Origin of the sequence: Aeromonas sp. FDAARGOS 1403, assembly GCF_019047325.1 — a bacterium.
Classification (GTDB): domain Bacteria; phylum Pseudomonadota; class Gammaproteobacteria; order Enterobacterales; family Aeromonadaceae; genus Aeromonas; species Aeromonas dhakensis.
In genome coordinates this window covers 3,281,102-3,302,852 of sequence record NZ_CP077249.1, presented here as the reverse complement: position 1 = coordinate 3,302,852, position 21,751 = coordinate 3,281,102, and the positions used below count along the sequence as shown (strand labels likewise).

Here is a 21,751-nt window from a genome sequence, read left to right as displayed (position 1 = left end):
CGGCGCGATGTCGCCCCTCCTCCCCCGTCCTGCCAGGCTGTCTTGCACGGCAAGCCTTGCATCGCTGCGCACACAGCCAGCCTGTGCCACCCGAATTTCGCGCGCATGCGCACCCATTTGACGGCTATACAGAGCCGCTGCACTTATTTTGTTTGTACACGCACGTTTGCACACACAAGGGGAAAGTATGTCTTCCATTCGTCTGACCCAATACAGCCACGGCGCTGGCTGCGGCTGCAAAATCTCTCCCAAGGTGCTCGACACCATTCTCAAGAGCCAGATCCCGGGCTTTGACGACCCGACCCTGGTGGTCGGCAACAGCAGCAAGGATGACGCGGCCGTGGTCGATATCGGCAACGGTCAGGGTATCGTCTCCACCACCGACTTCTTCATGCCCATCGTCGATGATCCCTTCACCTTCGGCCGCATCGCCGCCACCAACGCCATCAGCGACATATACGCCATGGGCGGCAAACCCATCGTCGCCATCGCCATCCTCGGCTGGCCCATCAACACCCTGGCGCCGGAAGTGGCCCAGCAGGTGATCGACGGCGGCCGCCAGGTGTGCCACGAAGCAGGTATTTCTCTGGCCGGCGGCCACAGCATCGATGCCCCCGAGCCCATCTTCGGCCTCGCGGTGACCGGTATCGTGCCGCTAAATGCCATCAAGCAGAACGACACCGCCAAGGTGGGTGACACCCTCTATCTGACCAAGCCGCTTGGCATCGGCATCCTCACCACCGCCCAGAAGAAGGGCAAACTCAAGTCCGAGCACGAGCAGCTGGCCCCCAACGCCATGTGCACCCTCAACAAGATCGGCCAGCGCTTTGCCGAACTGCCCGGCGTGCACGCCATGACCGACGTGACCGGCTTTGGTCTGGCCGGCCATCTGTTGGAGATGTGCGAAGGCTCTGGCGTCAGTGCACGCCTGGACTTCAAGGCGCTGCCGCTGCTGGACGAGGTTGATTACTACCTGAGCGAGGGCTGCGTACCGGGCGGTACCCTGCGCAACTTCGACTCCTATGGTGCCAAGCTGGACGCCATGGACGATCGCACCCGCAACATCCTGTGCGATCCGCAGACCAGCGGCGGCCTGCTGGTAGCCGTCGGTAAAGAAAGTGAAGCCGAGCTCCTAGCCATTGCCGCACAGGCAGGGCTGACCCTTTCCCCCATCGGCCAGCTGCAGGCCCAAACCGGCAACCAGTTCATCGAGGTTGTCCAATGAGTGCACTGCCACTGGCCACGGATTACGCCCGGATTTTTCTGGATGACGTTCCGCTCATCGACCTGCGCGCCCCCATCGAGTTCAAGGAGGGGGCCTTCCCCTGCTCGACCAATCTGCCGTTGATGACAGATGATGAGCGGGCCCAGGTCGGTACCTGCTTCAAGCAGCAGGGGCAGGCGGCCGCCATCGCACTGGGCCATCAACTGGTCGGTGGCGCGGTGCGGGCCGAGCGCCTCGAAGGCTGGCTGGCCCAGCTGCGCCGGCAGCCGGATGCCGTGCTCTACTGCTTTCGCGGCGGTCTGCGCTCGCAAACGGTGCAGCAGTGGCTGCATGAGGCGGGAGTCACCCGCCCGCGGGTGGCCGGTGGCTACAAGGATCTGCGTCGCTTCCTCATCGACACGCTCGACGGGGCGGCAGCCGAATGCCACTGGAGCGTGCTCACCGGCATGACTGGCTCCGGCAAGACCCACATGCTGGCCAAGGTGGCCCAGGCGCTGGATCTGGAGGGACACGCCCATCACAGGGGGTCGTCGTTTGGCCAACTGCCCGGCGGCCAGCCCAGCAACATCAACTTTGAAAACAACATGGCCATCGAGCTGCTCAAGCGCCGCCAGCAGGGGGAGCAGCGTTTCGTGGTGGAAGACGAAAGCCGCCTCATCGGCCGCTGCTGCCTGCCCAATTCGCTGTTTGACACCATGAGCCAGGCCCCGCTGGTGGTGGTCGAGGTGCCGCAAGAGGAGCGCGCCGAGCAGATCCGCCAGGACTATGTACACGATCTCTGGCTGCGTTATGAGGAGCGTTTCGGCGCCGAAGAGGGCTGGCCGCTGTTTGCCGCCTACCTCACCGACGCCCTGGCCAGACTCAAGCGCCGGCTCGGTGATCAGGCCCATCGCGAGCTGGATCAGTTGATGCAAGTGGCCCTCGAAGAGCAAGGCCGCAGTGGCCACACTGAGCTGCACCTGGCCTGGATTACCCTGCTGTTGACCCGCTACTACGACCCCATGTATCTCTACCAGCTTGGCAACAAGCGCGAGCGCGTCATCTTCCAGGGTGACAAGCAGGCCTGCCTCGACTTCTTTGCCCAGCAGCGTGCCTGATCTTCACCGTACAAGAGGACCCCATATGTTGAAATTCGAGGTGATCCCGGTCACCCAGTTTGCCCAGAACTGCTCCCTCATCTGGTGCGACGAGACCCATCAGGCCGCCCTCATCGATCCGGGCGGAGAGGCGGACAAGCTGCTGGCCGCCATCGCCAAACGGGGGCTGACCCTCACTCACATCCTGCTGACCCACGGTCATCTGGATCACGTGGGCGCCGCTGCCGAGCTGCGCGACAGAACCGGCGTCACCATCACAGGCCCCCACAGGGAAGATGCCTTCTGGCTCGACATGCTGCCCCAGCAGAGCCAGATGTTCGGCTTTTCCCATACTCCGGCCTTTACACCGGATAGCTGGCTCGAACAGGGTGACAAGGTGCAGGTTGGCAAGTGCGAGCTGGAGGTTTATTTCTGCCCGGGTCACACCCCGGGCCATGTGGTGCTGCTCAGCCAGGCCGAGCAACTTGCCTGGGTGGGCGATGTGCTGTTTGCCGGCAGCATAGGTCGGACCGACTTCCCGCGCGGGGATCACGGGACGCTGATCAAGTCGATCACCGAGACCCTGTTGCCGCTGGGGGACGACATCGTCTTCATTCCGGGGCACGGCCCCAGCTCGACGTTCGGTCGCGAGAAGGCAAGCAATCCCTACCTGACGCAACCTATCTGGTGATCTCCCGCTCCTCGCGGGTGTCCCATTGGCTCTTGAGGCGCAAGATCTCCGGCATGATCTCGAGAAAACGTGCGAGCAGCCGGGGATCGAAATGCTGGCCAGCACCGTCACGCAGCGTGGCCAGCACCTGCTCCAACGGCCAGGGCTCCTTGTAAGGGCGACGCACGCTCAGGGCATCAAACACATCGGCGATAGCCACGATCCGCGACGCCTCGGGGATCCCTTCGCCGGTCTCCCCTGCGGGGTAACCCGAGCCATCCCACTTCTCATGGTGATGCAGGGCTATCTCCGCCGCCATCCGAAAGATGGGGGCGTCTGAGCGGCTCAAGATCTCGTAGCCGATGCGCGGGTGGGTGCGCATGATGACCCACTCCTCTTCGGTGAGAGGACCGGGCTTCTTGAGGATGTGATCGGGGATCCCAATCTTGCCCATGTCGTGCATGGGGGCCGCCAGCTCCAGCAGCTCCGACTGCTCCGGACTCCAGCCCGCCGCACTGGCCAGCGCGCGGGCGTAGGCGGCCATGCGCCAGATATGTACCCCGGTGTCGGTGTCGTTGTAGTGACCCGCTTCGCTCAGCATCACGATGGCGGTGCGGTAGCTGTGCTCGAGCTGATCGAGGCGCACCAGAGAGAGGTGGTTGCGCACCCGGGCGCGCACCGTGCTCGGGCAGACCGGCTTGTAGATATAATCCACCCCGCCCGCCTCGAACCCCTGGCTCTCGCTGTCTGCGTTGTCGCTCGCCGTGATAAACAGCACCGGGATCCCGGCGTGGGCCGGATCGGCCTTGAGCCGGCGGCACACCTCGTAGCCATCCATGTCAGGCATGCGCACGTCAAGCAGGATCAGGGCAGGCTCGTGGCGCGCCACGGCGGCCAGCCCCTCCTCGCCTCCCTTGGCGAAGAAGAGGCTGTACTCCTCCTTGAGGATTTGTCGCAGCAGCCCGAGGTTGCTCGGCTCGTCGTCGATGATCAGCACACGCGGTCGGTTCATGATCCAGGTGCCTCCCGATTCTCCAGATAATCCTCCAGCTTGCAGGTGGCAAGCTGGATATCGAACAGCTCCAGGGCCGCACTGATCTCGCTCACCAGCTCAGCAGGCAAGTAGCTCTTGGCCTGGCCCAGTGCAGGCTCGATCAGCTCCAGATCCTCGCTCATGAGGGCCTGACGCAGGGCGTGCAGGCACACCTCCTGCGCCTCCCCCTGCGCCAGCGGGGAGCTGACGGCACCTGGCTCGCGCCCGGCATAGATGTCGATGGCCTGCTGCGCTCGCTCCAGCGCCTCGAGCAAGGGGGCGATGAGCTGACTGGTGTCTCCCCCCTGTTCGATGGCCTCGTTCAATTCCGCACTGATGCGCGCCACATCGGTGAGCGACAGGCTGCCCGCCACCCCCTTGAGCTTGTGGGTCAGGCTCGCGGCCGCGTCCGTCTCGTGCTGGGCGATGTAACCCGGCAGCACGGTACCAACCGTCATGTAGTCATCGCGAAAACGCCGCAGGTATTTGAGATAAACCGACGCCTCGCCCCAGTTGCGCAGGCCGGTATCGATGTCGATGCCGGCCACCGGCTCCTGGGCTGGCGGCGCGTCGCTGACCGTAAGCGGCGCCACACTGTCGGGCAGGTAGCGCAGCAGGGTGGCGATGAGCTGCTCCACGTCGAGCGGCTTGGCGATAAAGTCGTTCATGCCAGAGGCCAGCGCTGCCTCGCGCTGATCCTTGAACACCCCGGCGGTGAGTGCCAGCACGGGGATATCCTCCCGTCCCGGCAGCTGGCGCAGACGACGGGTCGCCTCGTAGCCATCCATCACCGGCATCTGCACGTCCATGAGCACCAGATCGATGCGCTGCGCCGAGTCGGCAAGGCAGGCCAGAGCCAGCTCCCCGTCGACGGCGGTGATCACCACGGCCCCCTCCCGCTGCAGCAAGCGGGTTGCCACCTCCAGGTTGATGTCGCTGTCATCGACCAGCAGTATGTGCACGTCCGGCAGACGCTGATGGCGCTGACCGCTTTCCAGCGGCTCCACATGTTCGCGCTTCTCGTGAATGAGGCGCGCCACCGCGTTGTAGAGACTGGAGCCGGTGACCGGTTTGTGCAGCACCAGATCCACCTGCTCCGAACCGGGGCGGCGCATCAACTCTTCCTGGGAATAGGCGGTCGCCATGATGATGATCGGCGAGCGATCCTGCTGTTCGAAGGCACGGCGAATGGCCACGCAGGTCTCGAGCCCGTCCATGCCCGGCATCATCCAGTCGAGCAGGATCACGTCGAAACGCTCCCCCTGGCGCAGCAGATGGTGCAAGGCCTGCTCGCCCGATTCCACCACCCGTGACTGCCAGCCAAGGGAACCCACCGTCATCGACAGGGTATCGCGGGTCACCTGGTTGTCGTCGGCGATAAGTAGCGAGACGTGCTGCAACCGTTCGTGGAACACTTCGGGTCGCTCTACCTGAGCCAGCCGGACACGGAACCAGAATTCGCTCCCCTTGCCCAGTTCGCTGGTGACACCGATGTCGCCCCCCATCAGGCTCACCAGACGGCGGCTGATGGTCAGGCCAAGCCCGGTTCCGCCAAACCGGCGGCTGGTGGAGGTGTCGGCCTGGGAGAAGGCATTGAAGATGTTGGCCTGCTGCTCGGGCGGAATGCCGATCCCGGTGTCGCGCACCCGAAACAGCAAAGTGGCGGTGCCATCTTGCTCGGCTTCCAGCTCGACCTTGACCTCCACCTCCCCGCGCTCGGTGAACTTGATGGCGTTGCCGGTCAGGTTGAGCAACACCTGTTCGAGGCGCAAGGCATCCCCTATCAGGTGCGTGGCACGCTCGGGGGCACTGCTCACCACCAGCTCGAGGTGTTTTTCGCCCACGCAGGTGGACATGATGGCCGCCACGTGATCGAGTACCTCTTCCAGACTGAATGGCACCTGCTCGAGCTCGAGCCGGCCCGACTCAATCTTGGAGAAATCGAGGATGTCGTTGATGATCCCGAGCAGTGCCTGCCCGGCCTGGTGGATCTTGCGCACCAGGGCCCGCTGGCCATCGTCAAGCCCTCCCTGCTCGAGCAGGTAGGTCAGCCCCATGATGGCGTTCATGGGGGTACGGATCTCGTGGCTCATGTTGGCGATGAAATCCCCTTTGACCCGCGCGAGCCTGGCCGCCTCCTGCTGCGCCAACTGCTCCCGATGCCGACTGTGCACCAGCGAGGCCACTCCGGCACCGAACAGCAGCAGCAAGGTGGCGCAGCTGGCCGAGATAAGCCCCCAGATGTGAGTGCGAATGGCCAGCAGCTCGCTGCGTGGCACCATGGAGGCGGCTTTCCAGATCAGCTGATCGTGATTGAGTGCCGGGTACAGGGTGGTCCAGCTCCACAGCCCGTCGGCCAGCTCAACCTGGCCGCTCGAGGCGCCCCAGAATGCCTGCCAGGCCCGGGGAGAAGATTGCTTCAAGGTGAGGTCAGGGCGCTCGAGCATGAACCCCCACTCTTGTGCCGGATCCGGGCTGCGCAGCCAATAACCGTCCTGGTTGAGCAGCATGGTGTGATCGGCGGCCTTGCCACTGCTGTTGGTGAACTCCTTGAGCATGCGAGCGGCCTGCACGTTGATAAGCAGCAAGCCCAGATCGCGGCCCCCCAGACGCATGCGCTTGGCGATGCGGATCATGGGATTGAAGGGGCGATCGATCACCCCGTGTTCGACGTTGAGATCGAGCGGCGAGACGTAAACCCGCTCCCAGGGCAGCGCCATGGCATCGCGAAAGTAGTAACGCTCCCCTTTGTTTTGCAGCTGGTCGTCGGCCACACGCTGCAGATGCTGACCCTGACGATCGATACGCACCCGCTCCATGCCGTCCGGCGCCAACCAGCGCACCTGGGCATAGTCGGGATTGCGGTTCATCAGAATGGTAAACTGGGCAGCCATGGTGTCACGCTCGCCGCGACTCGCCGCCTCGAGCAGAATGGGCTCTTCAGACATGCTGCGCACATGGCGCAACGGCACCGCCAGCTCGTCATCGAGACGACTGCTGGCGAGCGCCAGGAAGGTGCTCTCATCACTGCGAACACGATAAAGCTCGCGCTCGACCAGTGCGTCCCCCAGCAGGTATCCCCCCACCAGGACCAGCACCAGAATGGGTGAGAACAGCAGGAAATATCCCCGTATGATTCCCTTCATGACGGTCAACACCACCCCGTGATTGGACTTGTTCGAATACTTTATATATGTCAGAGCACCACAATTGGTGTCCTGCTGTCAATCATGCCTACAAGTAAAGACTAACAGCACTAGTTGAGTATTTTATTTTTATCGGGGAAAAATGCCGTAAAAACAAAGAGGCCACCCGATTGGGTGGCCTCTTCACAGGAACGTTCGTGGTCGATTAGACGCGAACGAAGTCCAGGTGCAGCAGCTTGTAACGTACCGGGTGACGCTGGATAGCTTTCACTTTTACGTTAACTTCTTCGCCGTTGATAACCAGAGTCAGTACGGACTCGTAGAATTCCGGCTTTTCTTGGGCCAGGATGAATTTCTTGTGGTCAACGGTGATGGACACGGCTTCTTTACCTGCACCGTAAACGATGGCAGGAACTTGGTCAGCGTGACGCAGGCGGCGGCTCGCACCTTTCCCCAGGTCAGAACGGACTTCAGCTTGGAATACGAAAGACATAGTATGTATCTCTTTTAGATGAATTTATGGTGCAGACTGCGACCGGTCGGCACCTCGCAAAACGAGCGCGAATACTATCACGGGCCCCGAGCAGTGACAAGAGACCTCAGCGTCCCTGTTCCAATCTGGCAAAACGCTGCAATCGCTGGGCCGGACTCAGGGCATCGAAACGGGCCAGCGTCTGCGGCGCCGGGCAGTAGAGGGTATCTCCCGCCTTCACCTTGATGCCCTGACCCATCAGCGCCTGGTTGTCATCGACGATGGCCAGCAAATAGCTGTAGGTATCCCCCGCCACCCCGGTCACGGTCCCATTCTGGGCCAGCATGGCGGCGATGCGCCAGAGGGTCTCCCCTGCGGCGACCTGATGGCAGACCCGCTTGCCGCCAGCCGCCGGCGCTGCCAGCGTCAGCGTGCTGCTGACAGGCACCATCATCCCCTGCCCATCCCCCTGCGATGACACAAATTGCGCCAACCGGGTAGCAGGCGCCTGCCAGCTGGCCTGCTGCGACAAGGCGGCCAGCAGGGGTTCCCCTTGCTCACTTGCTTTCGGCTGGCCCGGTGATGGTGGCACAGCAAACTCCGCCATGAAGGGCACGGCCAGGGTCGCCACCTCTTGTGTCGGATGAGGCTGATAGGCCGCCGGGGTAATGGGTGCCAGCCCGTAGGCCGCTTCGTCGATGCGCCGCAGTCTTGCCAGATAAGCTTTGGAAAGCTCGGCCTCCCCCTCGAACAGATCGAAGGGGGGCACCAGCCGGGCTGGAAACAACACCTGCCAGCGTCCCTTCTTCTTCTTGAGCTCGAGGGTGGGAAATTGATTACCCCGCCAGGCCACGAACATGGCGGGCGGGGTGCTATGCAGCGGGTAGTACTCCGGGTTCAACTGTACCCAGGTTTGCTCGGCAATGGGCTGATAGCCACTGATGTTGACCATCGCCATCCCTAACCAGAATCCAAGCATCCTTGCTCCTCCGTCAGCGTCCAGGCAGCCGGTAGCGCACCCGCGGCCTTTCTCCTCAGCAGATTAGCACTGGGCGATGGCGTTTAGCACCCGTTTATCGGAGACCGGATAGGGGGTCCCCAGATTCTGGGCAAAGAACGACACCCGCAGCTCCTCGATCATCCAGCGGATGTTGGCCACCTCGGTGGGCACCAGCTGGGATTTGGGGATCTTGGCCAGCAGCGCCTTGTATTCCGACTCCACGCTGTGCACCTTGAGCATGTAGACCCGATCCCGGTTGGGGTCGATGGCCAGCTTCTCCAGGCGCCGCTCGATGGCGCGCAGATAGCGCAAGAGATCCGGCAGCCGCTGCCAGCCGGTCTCGGTCACGAACCCCTTGTGAATGAGGTTGCCGAGCTGCTGCTGGATGTCGGACATGGCAAAGGCGGTGTCGAGCTGCATCTTGCCCTTGAGTCGCTTCTTGATCTCATGGGAGAGGGTCAGCACGGCTTCCACCTGCTTGGCTACCTCCACCACGGCGTCGTTGAGCTCGGCACGGACATACTCCTTGAGCGCCTCGAAACCGGCCTCGTCCCATGCCATACCGCCGTGCTGCTCGATGAGCTTGTCGCAGCCACAGGCGATGCAGTCGTCAATCAGCTCCGCCACCTTGCCAAACGGATTGAAGTAGAGCCCCAGCTTGGCCTTGTTGGGCAGCTTCTCCTGCAGGTACTTGATGGGAGATGGCACATTGAGCAGCACCAGCCGGCGCTGACCGGCCCACATCAGCTGCTGTTGCACCACCGGGCTCTCCACCAGCTGGATGGCGACCGAATCCTTCTGATCCACCAACGCCGGATAGGCCTTCACCTCGAAACCGCTGCGCTTCTGGCTGTACTCCTTCGGCAGCTCGCCAAAGCTCCAGAGGGTGAGGCCGGACTGCTCGATGTCGTCGTCCGCCACTTGTGACAAGGTCTCCTGCACCTTGCCGCGCAGGGACTCTTTCAATGCCTCCAGGTCTTTGCCTTCCGCCACCTTCTTGTGCTTGTCGTCCACTACCCGGAAGGTGAGTGTCAGGTGATCGGGCACCGCAGCCCAGTCCCAGGATTCGCGGGGCACGGCCACGCCGGTCATGCGCCGCAGCTGGCGCTCCATCTCATCCAGCAGCGGCCCCTGCTCGGGGTTGATGCTGGCGAGCAGCGCATCGGCATAGTTGGGGGCCGGTACGAAGTTCTTGCGCATCGGTTTTGGCATCGACTTGATGAGGGCCACCAAGAGCTCGTGACGCAGCCCCGGGATCAGCCACTCGAACCCCTTCACCTCCACCTGATTCAAGAGCGGCAGCGGAATATGCAGGGTCACGCCATCGGCGGCCTCCCCCGGCTCAAACTGATAGGTCAGTTTGAGCTTGAGGCGCCCCTGCTGCCAGAAGTTGGGGTAGTCGAGATCGCTGATGTGGGCCGCATCCCCCTTCATCAGCATCTCTTTTTCGAAGTTGAGCAGCTCGGTGTCCTGCTTCTGCGCCTCCTTCCACCACTTGTCGAAATGACGGGCGGAGATCACATCCTCCGGTAGGCGGGCGTCGTAGAAGCGGAACAGATCCTCGTCATCCACCAGGATGTCGCGACGGCGCGACTTGTGCTCCAGCGCCTCCACCTCCGCCAGCAGCTTGCAGTTATCGCTGAAGAAGCGGTGGCGGGTCTCGAAATCCCCCTCCACCAGGGCGCGGCGGATAAACAGCTCGCGGCACAGGGCCGGATCGATGCGGCTGAAGTTGATGGTGCGCTCGGCAACCAGGGTCAGGCCATAGAGGGTCACCTTCTCCTTGGCCATGACGGCGCCGTTCTTCTTCGACCAGTGGGGGTCGCTGTGGTGCAGCTTGATGAGGTGGCCCGCCAGCGGCTCCACCCACTCGGGTTCAATCTTGGCGTTGATGCGGGCGTAGAGACGCGACGTCTCCACCAATTCTGCGGCCATCACCCACTTGGGCGGTTTCTTGAACAGGCCCGAGGCCGGGAACAGATGGAAACGGCCGTTGCGGGCACCCAAAAACTCCGGCTTCTCCAGATCCTTGTTGCCAATGTGACTCAAGAGGCCGGTCAGCAGGGCGCAGTGCACCGTCTTGAAATCCGCCGGCTCCTGGTTGGCTTTAAAACCCAGCTCTTTCACCGTCTGACGCAATTGGAAGTGAATGTCCTGCCACTCGCGCACCCGCAGGTAGGAGAGAAACTCCTTCTGGCACATGCGCCGGAACGGGTTGCTACCAAGGGCATCCTGCTGCTCTTTCAGGTAGTTCCACAGGTTCACAAAGGCGAGGAAATCGGAATCCTTGTCTTCAAAGCGTCTGTGCTGCTCGTCGGCGGCCTGCTTCTTCTCCATGGGCCGCTCGCGGGGATCCTGAATGCTGAGGGCGGCGGTGATCACCATCACCTCGCTCAAACAGCCGGTCTGCGCGGCGCTAATCACCATCTTCGCCAGGCGCGGATCAAGGGGGATGCGCGAAAGCTGGCGACCAATTTCGGTCAGCTGCAGCTTGGCTTCGCGATCGCCGGTGGCGGGCAGCTCGCGCACCGCCTCCAGCTCTTTCAAGAGGGTCAGGCCATCCTTGATATGGCGTGACTCGGGCGGCTCCACGAAGGGGAACGCCTCCATGTTGCCAAGGCCGAGTGCCAGCATCTGCAGGATGACGGAAGCCAGGTTGGTGCGCAGGATCTCGGGATCGGTAAAGGCCGGACGGCCGTTGAAATCCTCCTCGGAGTAGAGGCGGATACAGATACCGTCCGCCACCCGGCCGCAGCGCCCTTTACGCTGGTTGGCGCTGGCCTGGGAGACTGGCTCGATGGGCAGGCGCTGCACCTTGGTACGCCAGGAGTAGCGGCTGATACGGGCCGTGCCCGGATCGATGACGTAACGAATGCCCGGCACCGTCAGCGAGGTCTCCGCCACGTTGGTGGCCAGCACGATGCGCCGCCCGGCGTGGGGCTGGAACACCTTGTTCTGCTCGGCGTTGGAGAGGCGAGCGTAGAGCGGCAGTACCTCGGTGTCGCGCAAGTTGAGCTTGCGCAGGGCATCGGCGGTATCGCGGATCTCCCGCTCGCCGTTCATGAAGATGAGGATGTCCCCGAGCCCTTCGCGGGCCAGCTCTTCGACGGCATCGAAGATCCCCTGCAGCTCGTCGCGCTCCTCCAGCCCTTCGCTCTTGTCACTGCTTTTTTTATCAACAAACAGCGGGCGGTAGCGCACCTCAACCGGGTAGGTGCGGCCGGACACCTCGATCACCGGCGCCTTGTTGAAGTGGCGGGAGAAACGCTGCGGGTCGATAGTGGCCGAAGTGATGATGACCTTCAGATCGGGGCGCCTCGGCAGCAGTTGCTTCAAGTAACCCAGGATGAAGTCGATGTTGAGGCTGCGCTCGTGGGCCTCATCGATGATGATGGTGTCGTACTGGGTGAGCATCCGGTCGTTCTGGATCTCCGCCAGCAGGATACCGTCGGTCATCAGCTTGATGTGGGTCTGCTCGCTCACCTGATCGGTAAAACGCACCTTGTAGCCTACGTAGTGACCGAGCTCGGACTCCATCTCTTCGGCAATACGGGCCGCCACGGTACGGGCCGCCAGACGCCGCGGCTGGGTGTGGCCGATAAAGCCCTTCACCCCGCGCCCCAGCGCCAGGCAGATCTTGGGGATCTGGGTGGTTTTGCCCGAACCGGTTTCCCCGGCGATGATCACCACCTGATGTTCGTTGATCGCCTTGGCGATCTCCGCCTGCTTCTGGCTGACCGGCAGATTGTCCGGATAGGTGACCCTGGGCACACCGGCCAGACGGGATTGATAGCGCGCCTCGGCCACATCCAGATCGGCAGCGATGGTCTCGAGTACGGCGGCCTGCTTGGCTTCCGGCAGCTTCTTGGCCCCGTGCAGACGGCTGGAGAGACGGCGGGCGTCGAGGTTCATGCAGGCAGATAGACGGCGGCGCAGCGCCTCGATAGAGAGAGACAAGGTACGAATTCCTTAAAAGAGTGCCCATCAAGGGCCATATCGATAGCTGGGGGAGATCCTAAAGAGCGAGGCTGGACGGTGCAAGCCTTAAAGCGGCGCCGAGGAGGATGAAGCCTGTATCACAGCGGACATCGGCATTCCCCATGCGGCAATAAAAGAGCAGGCATGGTGCCTGCTCTGTGCTGCCAACGTGCTGACGAGGTGAAGACAGCGTCCTCAGGCACGAGCCTTGTGTACGAAACAGGTCCCCAGCTGGGCGTGGATGGCCTGCATCACATCGTGGCGGCTGATGACCCCGAGCAGATGGCCCTCCTCCACGACCGGATAGATCTTGGGCTTTTGTCCCATCATCATCTCGGCCAGCTCGAGGATGCTGGTATCGGGGCCGACGGCCAGCACCTCCTTGCGCATCACATCCCTGACCTGGGCCACCTGTTCACAGTGATAGGCCTCTTTCAACATGACGGCGATACAGTCCTGCTCGGAGACCCAACCCACCAGGTGGCCCCGTTCGTCCACCACGGGGCCGCCAAGCTGGCGACTGTTGAGAAACTTTTCCACTGCCGCCTGCACCATCATCTCCGCGCTGAAGGTGATGGGACGAGTCTGCATGTAATCCTTTGCCTTGAGTGATTCCATCGTGCGTTCCCCCAACCTGCCTCCCGGGCGGGAGGCGCGAGCCGGGCACTATGTCCGGCTCACTCCAAGCATAGCTCGCATGGATCAGGAGATGGATTGCAGCAACAGCAGCAGCTCGTTCTGGCTGTGGCAGTCGGTCTTCTTGAACACCCCTTTCAGGGTCGAGCGCACGGTTTCCACCTTGACGCCGCGTAGCTCGGCGATGTCGTTGCTGCTGTAACCCTTGCTCATCAGCACCAGCAGCTCTTTCTCGCCGATGGTGAGCGGATAGAGGCTGGCCAGCGCTTCGATGTCGGGGTTGAAGGAGTGTTCGGGATCCCGCAGCACCACCTCCACATACCGCTCGAAGCGATTGAGACCGCTCATCAGGGTACACTGGATCAGCAACGGCCGCAGATTGGGCTGACGAGGAATGGACATATAGGCGCTAGCGCCGGGCAGCAGATAGGCGAAGCCATTCAATATCTCTTTGAACTGGCGCTGCTGCTCCTTATTTTGCAGCGAGAAAATACCATTGCCCGCTCGCAGTTCCACGTTCTCATCGGCAATACGATTGAAGGCCACGTTGGAATAATGGATATGCCCTTTGTCATCGACGATGGCGCTGGGTTTATTATGGTTTTTTACCAGCTGTTGCAGCTGATAGTTCTGGGTTTCCAGGGCCAGCAAGTTCCAATAATGTTGGCTCCAGGCCGCCAGGCCAGAATAAACTTCGCCAAGGGAAGAAATTTCCTGCGCGCTGAAATCATCCTGCGTCGCCGCACGATAGGTAGACAGGCTGCTCAGCCCCCGCCCCTTCACCCGGCAGACACCGCCGGCCGCAAACTGGGCGCCGAAACTGGCCAGCAAACCCGCCGAATTGGAGAGGCTGTTGGCACTGACGATCCCCTGGCAGCCCTTGTCCAGATAGTGATTGAACCACACATCCTGGCGATGGTGCTGGACATAGAACTGCTGCTGGGCTTCGGTCAAACCACTGGAAAAAAGCTTGATGCCGTCGCTCTTGTCGTCATCCCGCAACAAGAACAGCGACGAGCTGCCTGACACGTCGGAGCGGAACTGATCCACCACCAACTTAATGTCAGAATCATTAATACCGCACTCATATAACTGGCTTATATAGGGCGATACCCTTTCTTTTACTAATGCCTTCACACCCGAACTCCTAATTTCTTATTTTTATTGAAGTGGCATCTTACTCTGCAATGAGAAACGCGAAAAGTAGTCAAATGAACAAAGGTTTTATAACTGATCCATAAATAGTAATGATGAAACGACATAAGAGCGCTCGAAAGCGAAAATCTTAAATCCAAGTTAATGTTTTTTATGATTTTTGTCGCTGATGTTGTGCTTGTCTGTGGCAAGCCACAGGCACTATCGATGCGACAATGGTGCAACAAAGCAGCCCTCTCATGCCATTTGCTGCGACAAGTTGCCCAGGGGTGCCAATCAACGCGACTATGTCACTCCACAGACCTGGTTATTCTGGGCCTCTCCACGCCTAAGCGCCCGCCACCTCTCGCCCTCGGCCATGCAGGCCCCCTGCCCGACCGATCCCTGCGCCCCTGATCATTTCTCAAATCCAACCGACTCCCTTTGCCGCCAACCTCATCGCTTACGCGCTGTCGTCGCCGCTCAAGGTGTTTCATTTTAGTTAATTTTGTGTTTAATTCACTCCTGAAACACTTAATGTATATACAAATAACAACCCAACACACGGACTGACACCCACCGCAAGGAGCAGGTATGGAATCGGACAACCTACTGTTAACCCCCATGAAGCCAGGCGCAGGCATCAAGCTGCTGCTGACCAGCCTGCTGGGCATCGCCATCTTCTTCATTCCGGTCGAGCTGGGGGGGCGCAGCACCATAGTGGTGGATCATCTGGCCGGCCTGGTGATGACCCAACGCCCCCTGGCGACCGGCCTCATCCTGTTGCTGATCGGGTATGGTGCTGTGATGCCCTTGCTCGATGGCCGCTGGCGTGCGCGCCCCATCGACAGGCTATTGAGCCTGTTCAAGCTGCTGGGCCTGGGAGTGGCCTTGATCTATGTCACCGGGATCGGGCCGGCCTGGTTGATGACCCCGGATCGACTGCCTTTTCTGTTCGACAAGCTGGCCATGTCGGTGGGCCTCATCGTGCCCATCGGCGCCATGGCCCTCACCTTTTTGCTCGGCTTCGGTCTGCTGGAGCTTATCGGCGTATTGATGCAGCCCGTGATGCGCCCCCTCTGGCGCACGCCAGGCCACTCCGCCATCGATGCCGTGGCCTCGTTCGTCGGCAGCTACTCGGTGGGTCTGCTCATTACCAACCGGGTTTTCCTGACAGGCAAGTACACGGTGCGCGAAGCCGTCATCATCGCCACCGGCTTCTCTACCGTGTCGGCCGCCTTCATGATCATCGTGGCCAAGACCCTTGGCCTGATGGCGCAGTGGAATTTCTACTTCTGGTCCACCCTGATCATCACCTTCATCATCACCGCCATCCTGGCGCGGGTGCCTCCCATCGCCACCATGGCTCATGAAGGCGACACCGACGAACCCTTGCCTGCCGGCCAACGCCGCTGGCAAGCGGCCATGGCTGCCGGGCTCACCCAATCCAGCCAGGCCGAACCCTTGCTGAGCCAACTGCGGGACAACCTCAGGGACGGTCTTCACATGGCTGCCGCCGTGGTGCCGACCATACTGTCGGTCGGTTTGCTGGGCCTGCTGCTGGCCCAGCACACCCCCCTGTTCGATCTGATAGGCTGGCTGCTCTGGCCGCTCACCTGGCTGCTCGATCTGGGAGAGCCGCTGGCTACCGCCAAAGCGCTCTCGGCCGGTCTGGCGGAGATGTTCCTGCCGGCCATCCTGCTCAAGGATGCAGATTTGCTGGTGCGCTATGTCGCGGCCGTGGTCTCGGTCAGCTCGGTGCTCTTTTTCTCGGCCTCCATCCCCTGCATCCTAGCCACCCGGATCCCGGTGAGTGTGGGACAACTGGTGGTGATCTGGCTGCTGCGTACCCTACTTGGTATTGTGCTGGCTGCGCTTTGCGGTCGCCTTGCCATTGCACTCGGCTGGCTGGCGTGAAGACTCGAAGAGGATCGCGCATCAGCACGTTGGCTGAAACACTAAACAGGGAGGCAAGCCTCCCTGTTTATTTAATTTATCGACCCCCTCTCCAACACTGAAAATAATACATGGCCAGCCCATTCACGATCATCAAATTGATACCGTCTGAGCATCACCAATAATGAACAACAATGGGTCAGGCACATGATGGCCGCTTGAAAAATTTATAAACAATAGAAATCCATTTAAAAAAATATGGCGAGCGTGACCAAGGCAAGTCTTGAATCAGGCCTGTCATGTCGCCCGCGAGCTCACGGTGACAGCTACGTCAGCCCCGCAGCAGGCCTCAATGCAGCCGTCTTTTAGGTTGACGAACCAACCTGACAGCAGAACAGCAGTACCCCATTTTTATTTTTACAGGCAATATTTGGTAACAACTTCCTCATTATCATTCCCCCATGGCTGTGATACTACAGTTGACTGCCGATCTCTTATTTTTGGTGACACAGATTAAATATGGATATTGTCATGACACATCATCGCCATGCATTTTTCGACAGGGTCGACAGGCAACCGCAATTCATGCGGTCAGGAGGGTCCCATGCTGCCCACTAGACCCGCAGTCGAGACTCATCTCGGTGCCTTGCTTATCATGGTCTTCGTCATCGTGCTGATGGGTCAGTTTGGCCACCAGCTATGGACGCCAGACGAACCTCGCGAAGCCGCCATCGCCTGGGAGATGTTCAACAGCCGTGAGCTGGCCATCCCGACCCTGGCCGGCAGCAGCTTTATCGAAAAACCCCCGCTCTATTACATTCTTGCCATCCCCTTGCTGGCCCTGCTGCACGATACCCTGGGTATTACGGTGACGTTGCGCCTGGTGGGGGCCCTCTGGGCCCTGGGCACACTGCTGTTCACCGGCCTGCTGGCCAAGCGGGTATTGGGTTCCGGCACTGCGGCGCTCTGGTCGGTCATTGCACTGGGAACCATGGAGGGCTTCATCATGAACAGCCACTGGATCCGGGTAGACACCAGCCTCGCCTTTTTCGTCGCCTTCACCATGTGGGCTTTCGCCGAATGGTACCTGGGTGGTCGATCTCGGATGCTCTGGTTCGCAGGGCTCGGTCTCTCCCTCTGTTTTCTGGTCAAGGGGCCCATCGGCCCCATCACCCTCTTCTTTGGCTGGCTGGCACTGTTCATCCCGGCATTCAGGCGTCATCTTGCCGCTAATGAGGGAGGCCGTTTCGTGATGCAGCACCTCGGCATGAGCCTGCTGTTCGTCATGCCCATTGCAGGATGGCTGCTGACCCTGTGGCAGCATCCCGAGGGAGACGCACTCTGGCAACAGTGGTTCTGGCAAAATCAGGTGGGCAGGTTGACAGGCAGCTCTGCCGAACTGGGCCACATCAAGTCCGGCGAATACTTCTTCTACCTTGTAGGAATCGCAGAATACACCCTGCCCTGGCTGCCCCTCGTGCTCTATTGGGGCTGGCAAACCATCAGGCAGAAACAGTGGAGCGTCTCCCGCCTGTTCCTGCTCATCTGGACAGTGGGCACCCTGCTGCTGCTCAGCGTGGCCTCCACCAAGCGGACCCTCTACCTCTTTCCGCTGATGCCGGTCTTTGCCCTGATGATCGGGCAACTGAGCCTCAGCTGGCCTCGCTGGCTGAATGGCTATGGCCGTGGCTGGACCCTGTTCATGTTCCTGTTCGCTCTGGCCCTGCTCATGGCCCCTTTCTACCTGCCGCTGTTGCCGGTGGAGATCCCCGACCAGACCCTTTCCGTCATCAGCACCCTCGGCTGGCGTCATGTGCTGGCGGCGGTATTGCTTATTTTCGCGGCCGAACAGTTGTGGCGCTGGCGTGAAATTGAGGGAGCCACCCTGCTGGCCAGTGCATCCGGCATCATGTTCTTGCTGGCATTTACCCTGGCCTACCCCGCCATTGATGCCGCCAAAGCGATGAAAGGCGATACAGAGCGTTTCTTGCTGAAGATCCCCATCGAGCAGCGTGCCCGGATTGCCGGCTGGAACTTTGGTGAAACCGAGCGGGGACTCTTTTCGGTGTACGGCGACTGGCAGATCAAAAACGTCGACACGGCGCGGCTTCATGACATCTTGACTTGCCGTGACCCCATCTTCACCAGCCTGCTCATCAATCAGGACGACAAGAACTTCCAGTTGGCCAGCTTGCTGGCCGGGCATACCTACCGGTTGCTGGCCACGGGGCACCCCAGAGTGGACAGAGATGCCCGCGCCATCTACTGGGTCAAGGGGCGCTGCGACCATTGATGAATTGCACGGCCATCGGGGAAAGGCCATTGAAATTGAAACTGGCTCATGTTGACGCTTTCCTGTTCCTCACCAAATGGCGGACGAGGAATCATGGCCAAGACCGGCTCAAGGTGGCCAGTCAATTTGCCAACGCCAGCTGAACAGCCTGCTCCTGCATCACCAGATCAGGCAGCATAAAGCAAAGAAGCCAGGACTGTCGCACTCCTGGCTTCTTTGCTTTTTACGCGCTTACCTGTGCTCAACGCCTGTCAACATGACGCGCCTGCACGATATTCCCTTGCCAATGTCCTTCAAATAAGAGTCACAGCCGAAAACCAGGCCATGATTGTTTACCCGAGCTATCAACATGACCGGCTTTTTAATGAAGAGCTCCCACCGCCATCAATTCGATTCAACCAAGTGCCCTCGGTTCACGCTACAGACATTGAGCATTCAATAGAGAGTCATGGTCCGATGGCCTGCGATAAGGCGCAGACTCTTCACGCCCCCGCTCATCCATGACCAGGCTGAGGCAAGGCGCCGGTTCGACGCTCAACTATCATCTATGTCTCCACGATTTAGTCATACTGACAGGCAGCCCGAGATGACGCACATGTCTGCACGCCGGCGCTCTTGTGTGCAAGGAGAGCCGGGGGGTTCAAGCAGAAACTGTCGCATGAAAGTTGATCTTCAATCGTCATTGCCGATGAATGTCAGAGTTTTAACCTTATGTTCAGTAACGCTATTTCAGAGTTAGATTGATCTTAGGAACGAAGAGCACTGTTTCACCGTCATAACGTTAATAAGAGGACATAGTGAATGGACAAACACACTCATGGGGCCGGTCAGTGCCCTTTTGCACACGGAGCCAATACTTCCGCCGGCCAGGAGCCTCAAGTTTGGTGGCCCAATGCCCTCAACCTCGACATCCTGCACCAACATGACCGCAAGACCAATCCGATGGATGAGTCTTTCAATTATGCTGATGCCTTCAGCAGCCTCGATTACGATGCCCTCAAGGCCGACCTCCATGCCCTGATGACCGACAGCCAGTCCTGGTGGCCGGCCGACTGGGGGCACTACGGCGGCCTGATGATCCGCATGGCCTGGCACTCCGCAGGCAGCTATCGCGCCACCGACGGCCGTGGCGGTGCCAACACCGGCAACCAGCGCTTCGCCCCCCTCAACAGCTGGCCAGACAACGGCAACCTCGACAAGGCGCGCCGCCTGCTGTGGCCCATCAAACAGAAATACGGCAACAAGATCTCCTGGGCCGACCTGATGATCCTGGCGGGCAACGTCGCTTATGAATCCATGGGGCTCAAGACCTTTGGTTTTGCCGGTGGCCGCGAGGACATCTGGCATCCGGAAAAAGATGTCTACTGGGGCTCCGAGAAGGAGTGGCTGGCGCCGAGCGGCAGCGAAGGGAGCCGTTACAGTGGTGAACGGGATCTGGAGAACCCGCTGGCCGCGGTGATGATGGGGCTTATTTACGTCAACCCGGAAGGGGTGGATGGCAACCCTGATCCCCTGAAAACCGCCCACGACATGCGCGTCACCTTTGCCCGCATGGGGATGAATGACGAAGAGACCGTCGCCCTCACCGCAGGTGGCCACACCGTCGGCAAGGCCCACGGCAACGGCAGCGCTGCCAAATTGGGGCCGGCCCCGGAGGGCGCCGAGCTGCACGAGCAGGGGCTTGGCTGGATCAACCACGAGAGCCGCGGTATCGGCCGCGACACGGTCACCAGCGGGATCGAGGGCGCCTGGACCAGCAACCCGACTCGCTGGGACAACGGCTACTTCAAGATGTTGCTGGGCCATGACTGGTGGCTCAAGAAGAGCCCGGCCGGTGCCTGGCAGTGGGAGCCCATTGCCATCAAGGAGGAAGATCGCCCGGTGGACGTGGAAGACCCCTCCATCCGCTGCAACCCCATCATGACCGATGCGGACATGGCACTGCGCTTTGACCCCGTCTACCGGGAGATCTCCGAGCGCTTCGCAGCGGATCAAGACCTCTTCTCCGACGCCTTTGCCCGCGCCTGGTTCAAGCTGACCCACCGCGACATGGGGCCGCGCAGCCGCTACCTGGGGCCGGAGGTACCGAGCGAAGTCATGGTGTGGCAGGATCCGGTGCCGGTGGTGAATTACCAGCTCTCCGAGCAGGAGGTGAGCGAGCTCAAGGGCAAACTGCTGGCCTGTGGCGTGGCGCCAGCCGATTTGATCGCCACCGCCTGGGACAGTGCCCGCACCTTCCGCGGCTCCGATTATCGCGGTGGGGCCAACGGTGCTCGTATCCGCCTTGCGCCGATGAAGGAGTGGGAAGGCAACGAGCCCGCTCGCCTCGAGAAGGTGCTCAACGCCCTGACTGCCCTGCAGGCCACCCTGAACAAGCCGGTCAGCATCGCCGACCTGATTGTGCTGGGCGGCAGCGCAGCGGTAGAGCAGGCGGCCAAGCTGGCCGGCGTTGATATCGTCGTTCCCTTTGCGCCGGGTCGCGGCGATGCCGGCGCCGAGCAGACCGATGCCGAGTCGTTCGCCTTCCTGGAGTCGGTGCACGATGGTTTTCGCAACTGGCAGAAGGGGCACTACCAGGTGCAGCCGGAAGAGATGCTGCTCGACCGTGCCCAGCTGCTGGGGCTGACCGCCCGCGAGATGACAGTGCTGGTCGGCGGTATGCGGGTGCTTGGCACCAACCATGGCGGCTCGGCCCACGGCGTCTTTACCGATCGGGTCGGTGTGCTCAGCAATGACTTCTTCGTCAACCTGACCGACATGGCCTATAGCTGGAAGCCGACTGGCCGTAACAGCTACCAGATCGTGGATCGTCAGAGCGGCGCGGTGAAGTGGACCGCCACCCGGGTTGATCTGGTGTTTGGCTCCAACTCGGTGCTGCGTGCCTACGCCGAGGTCTATGCCCAGCAAGATGGCAAGGAGAAGTTCGTACGCGACTTCGTCAAGGCCTGGGTCAAGGTGATGAACAACGACCGTTTCGACCTGAAATAATTCACCAGGTCCGTATAAAGAACGCCAGCCGCGAGGCTGGCGTTCTTTTTTGTCGGCACGCGCCGCCAGCGGCGGTGCATCGGCCTCCCCCTCACAAACGGGGTACAGGAGAGCGGAAAAAGAGTGAAGCAAGAGAGGGCGGAAGGGATACAAGCAGAGAATACAGGCCTTGCACCAATTCGATGTGGTGGGCGGCGTGACAGA

Annotated in this window: 13 protein-coding genes; 6 read left to right on the top strand and 7 right to left on the bottom strand. The window is 60.8% G+C overall.

The window, feature by feature from the left end:
• The first annotated feature begins 187 nt into the window (after positions 1 to 187).
• Genes selD through I6L33_RS15415 form a run of 3 tightly spaced genes read left to right on the top strand, consistent with a single transcriptional unit; the run spans position 188 to position 2,992 of the window.
• Complete coding sequence (selD, locus tag I6L33_RS15425; protein ID WP_216972862.1) at positions 188 to 1,225, top strand: selenide, water dikinase SelD; 1,038 nt, start codon at positions 188 to 190, stop codon at positions 1,223 to 1,225.
• On the top strand, positions 1,222 to 2,322 hold the full coding sequence (mnmH, locus tag I6L33_RS15420; RefSeq protein WP_017784306.1) for a tRNA 2-selenouridine(34) synthase MnmH: 1,101 nt from the start codon (positions 1,222 to 1,224) through the stop codon (positions 2,320 to 2,322). Before selD ends, mnmH begins: the two co-directional genes overlap by 4 nt.
• Positions 2,323 to 2,347: 25 nt before the next feature.
• A complete protein-coding gene (locus tag I6L33_RS15415) occupies positions 2,348 to 2,992 on the top strand; it encodes an MBL fold metallo-hydrolase (RefSeq protein WP_216972861.1) in 645 nt (214 codons plus the stop codon).
• Here the strand turns inward: I6L33_RS15415 and I6L33_RS15410 are convergent.
• From I6L33_RS15410 to I6L33_RS15380, 7 genes are all read right to left on the bottom strand, one after another.
• On the bottom strand, positions 2,982 to 3,983 hold the full coding sequence (locus I6L33_RS15410; RefSeq protein WP_010633956.1) for an HD domain-containing phosphohydrolase: 1,002 nt from the start codon (positions 3,981 to 3,983) through the stop codon (positions 2,982 to 2,984). The genes I6L33_RS15415 and I6L33_RS15410 overlap by 11 nt on opposite strands.
• Complete coding sequence (locus I6L33_RS15405; protein WP_216972860.1) at positions 3,980 to 7,150, bottom strand: response regulator; 3,171 nt, start codon at positions 7,148 to 7,150, stop codon at positions 3,980 to 3,982. Before I6L33_RS15405 ends, I6L33_RS15410 begins: the two co-directional genes overlap by 4 nt.
• A gap of 205 nt (positions 7,151 to 7,355) precedes the next feature.
• Positions 7,356 to 7,643 carry a 50S ribosomal protein L25 gene (rplY, locus tag I6L33_RS15400; protein ID WP_005301003.1) on the bottom strand — a complete coding sequence of 96 codons (288 nt, stop codon included), beginning with the start codon at positions 7,641 to 7,643 and terminating at the stop codon, positions 7,356 to 7,358.
• A 106-nt stretch (positions 7,644 to 7,749) separates the two neighbouring features.
• On the bottom strand, positions 7,750 to 8,601 hold the full coding sequence (locus I6L33_RS15395) for a hypothetical protein (RefSeq protein ID WP_216972859.1): 852 nt from the start codon (positions 8,599 to 8,601) through the stop codon (positions 7,750 to 7,752).
• Between the two features lie 63 nt (positions 8,602 to 8,664).
• Positions 8,665 to 12,579: an ATP-dependent RNA helicase HrpA gene (gene hrpA / locus I6L33_RS15390; RefSeq protein WP_216972858.1), complete on the bottom strand. Its 3,915-nt coding sequence runs from the start codon at positions 12,577 to 12,579 to the stop codon at positions 8,665 to 8,667.
• Positions 12,580 to 12,795: 216 nt separating this feature from the next.
• Entirely contained in the window at positions 12,796 to 13,218 is a 423-nt protein-coding gene (locus I6L33_RS15385) for a CBS domain-containing protein (RefSeq protein WP_005301012.1), read from the bottom strand.
• 84 nt (positions 13,219 to 13,302) lie between these two features.
• Positions 13,303 to 14,373, bottom strand: a complete 1,071-nt coding sequence (locus tag I6L33_RS15380; RefSeq protein ID WP_005301015.1) for a transcriptional regulator — start codon at positions 14,371 to 14,373, stop codon at positions 13,303 to 13,305.
• Positions 14,374 to 14,964: 591 nt separating this feature from the next.
• Here I6L33_RS15380 and I6L33_RS15375 point away from each other — a divergent pair.
• The 3 genes from I6L33_RS15375 to katG all read left to right on the top strand — a co-directional run bounded on the left by I6L33_RS15375 (position 14,965) and on the right by katG (position 21,547).
• On the top strand, positions 14,965 to 16,287 hold the full coding sequence (locus tag I6L33_RS15375) for a YjiH family protein (protein WP_216972857.1): 1,323 nt from the start codon (positions 14,965 to 14,967) through the stop codon (positions 16,285 to 16,287).
• Between the two features lie 583 nt (positions 16,288 to 16,870).
• Positions 16,871 to 18,559 carry a glycosyltransferase family 39 protein gene (locus I6L33_RS15370; RefSeq protein ID WP_216972856.1) on the top strand — a complete coding sequence of 563 codons (1,689 nt, stop codon included), beginning with the start codon at positions 16,871 to 16,873 and terminating at the stop codon, positions 18,557 to 18,559.
• 801 nt (positions 18,560 to 19,360) lie between these two features.
• Positions 19,361 to 21,547: a catalase/peroxidase HPI gene (gene katG, locus I6L33_RS15365; protein WP_216972855.1), complete on the top strand. Its 2,187-nt coding sequence runs from the start codon at positions 19,361 to 19,363 to the stop codon at positions 21,545 to 21,547.
• The last annotated feature ends 204 nt before the right edge of the window (positions 21,548 to 21,751 follow it).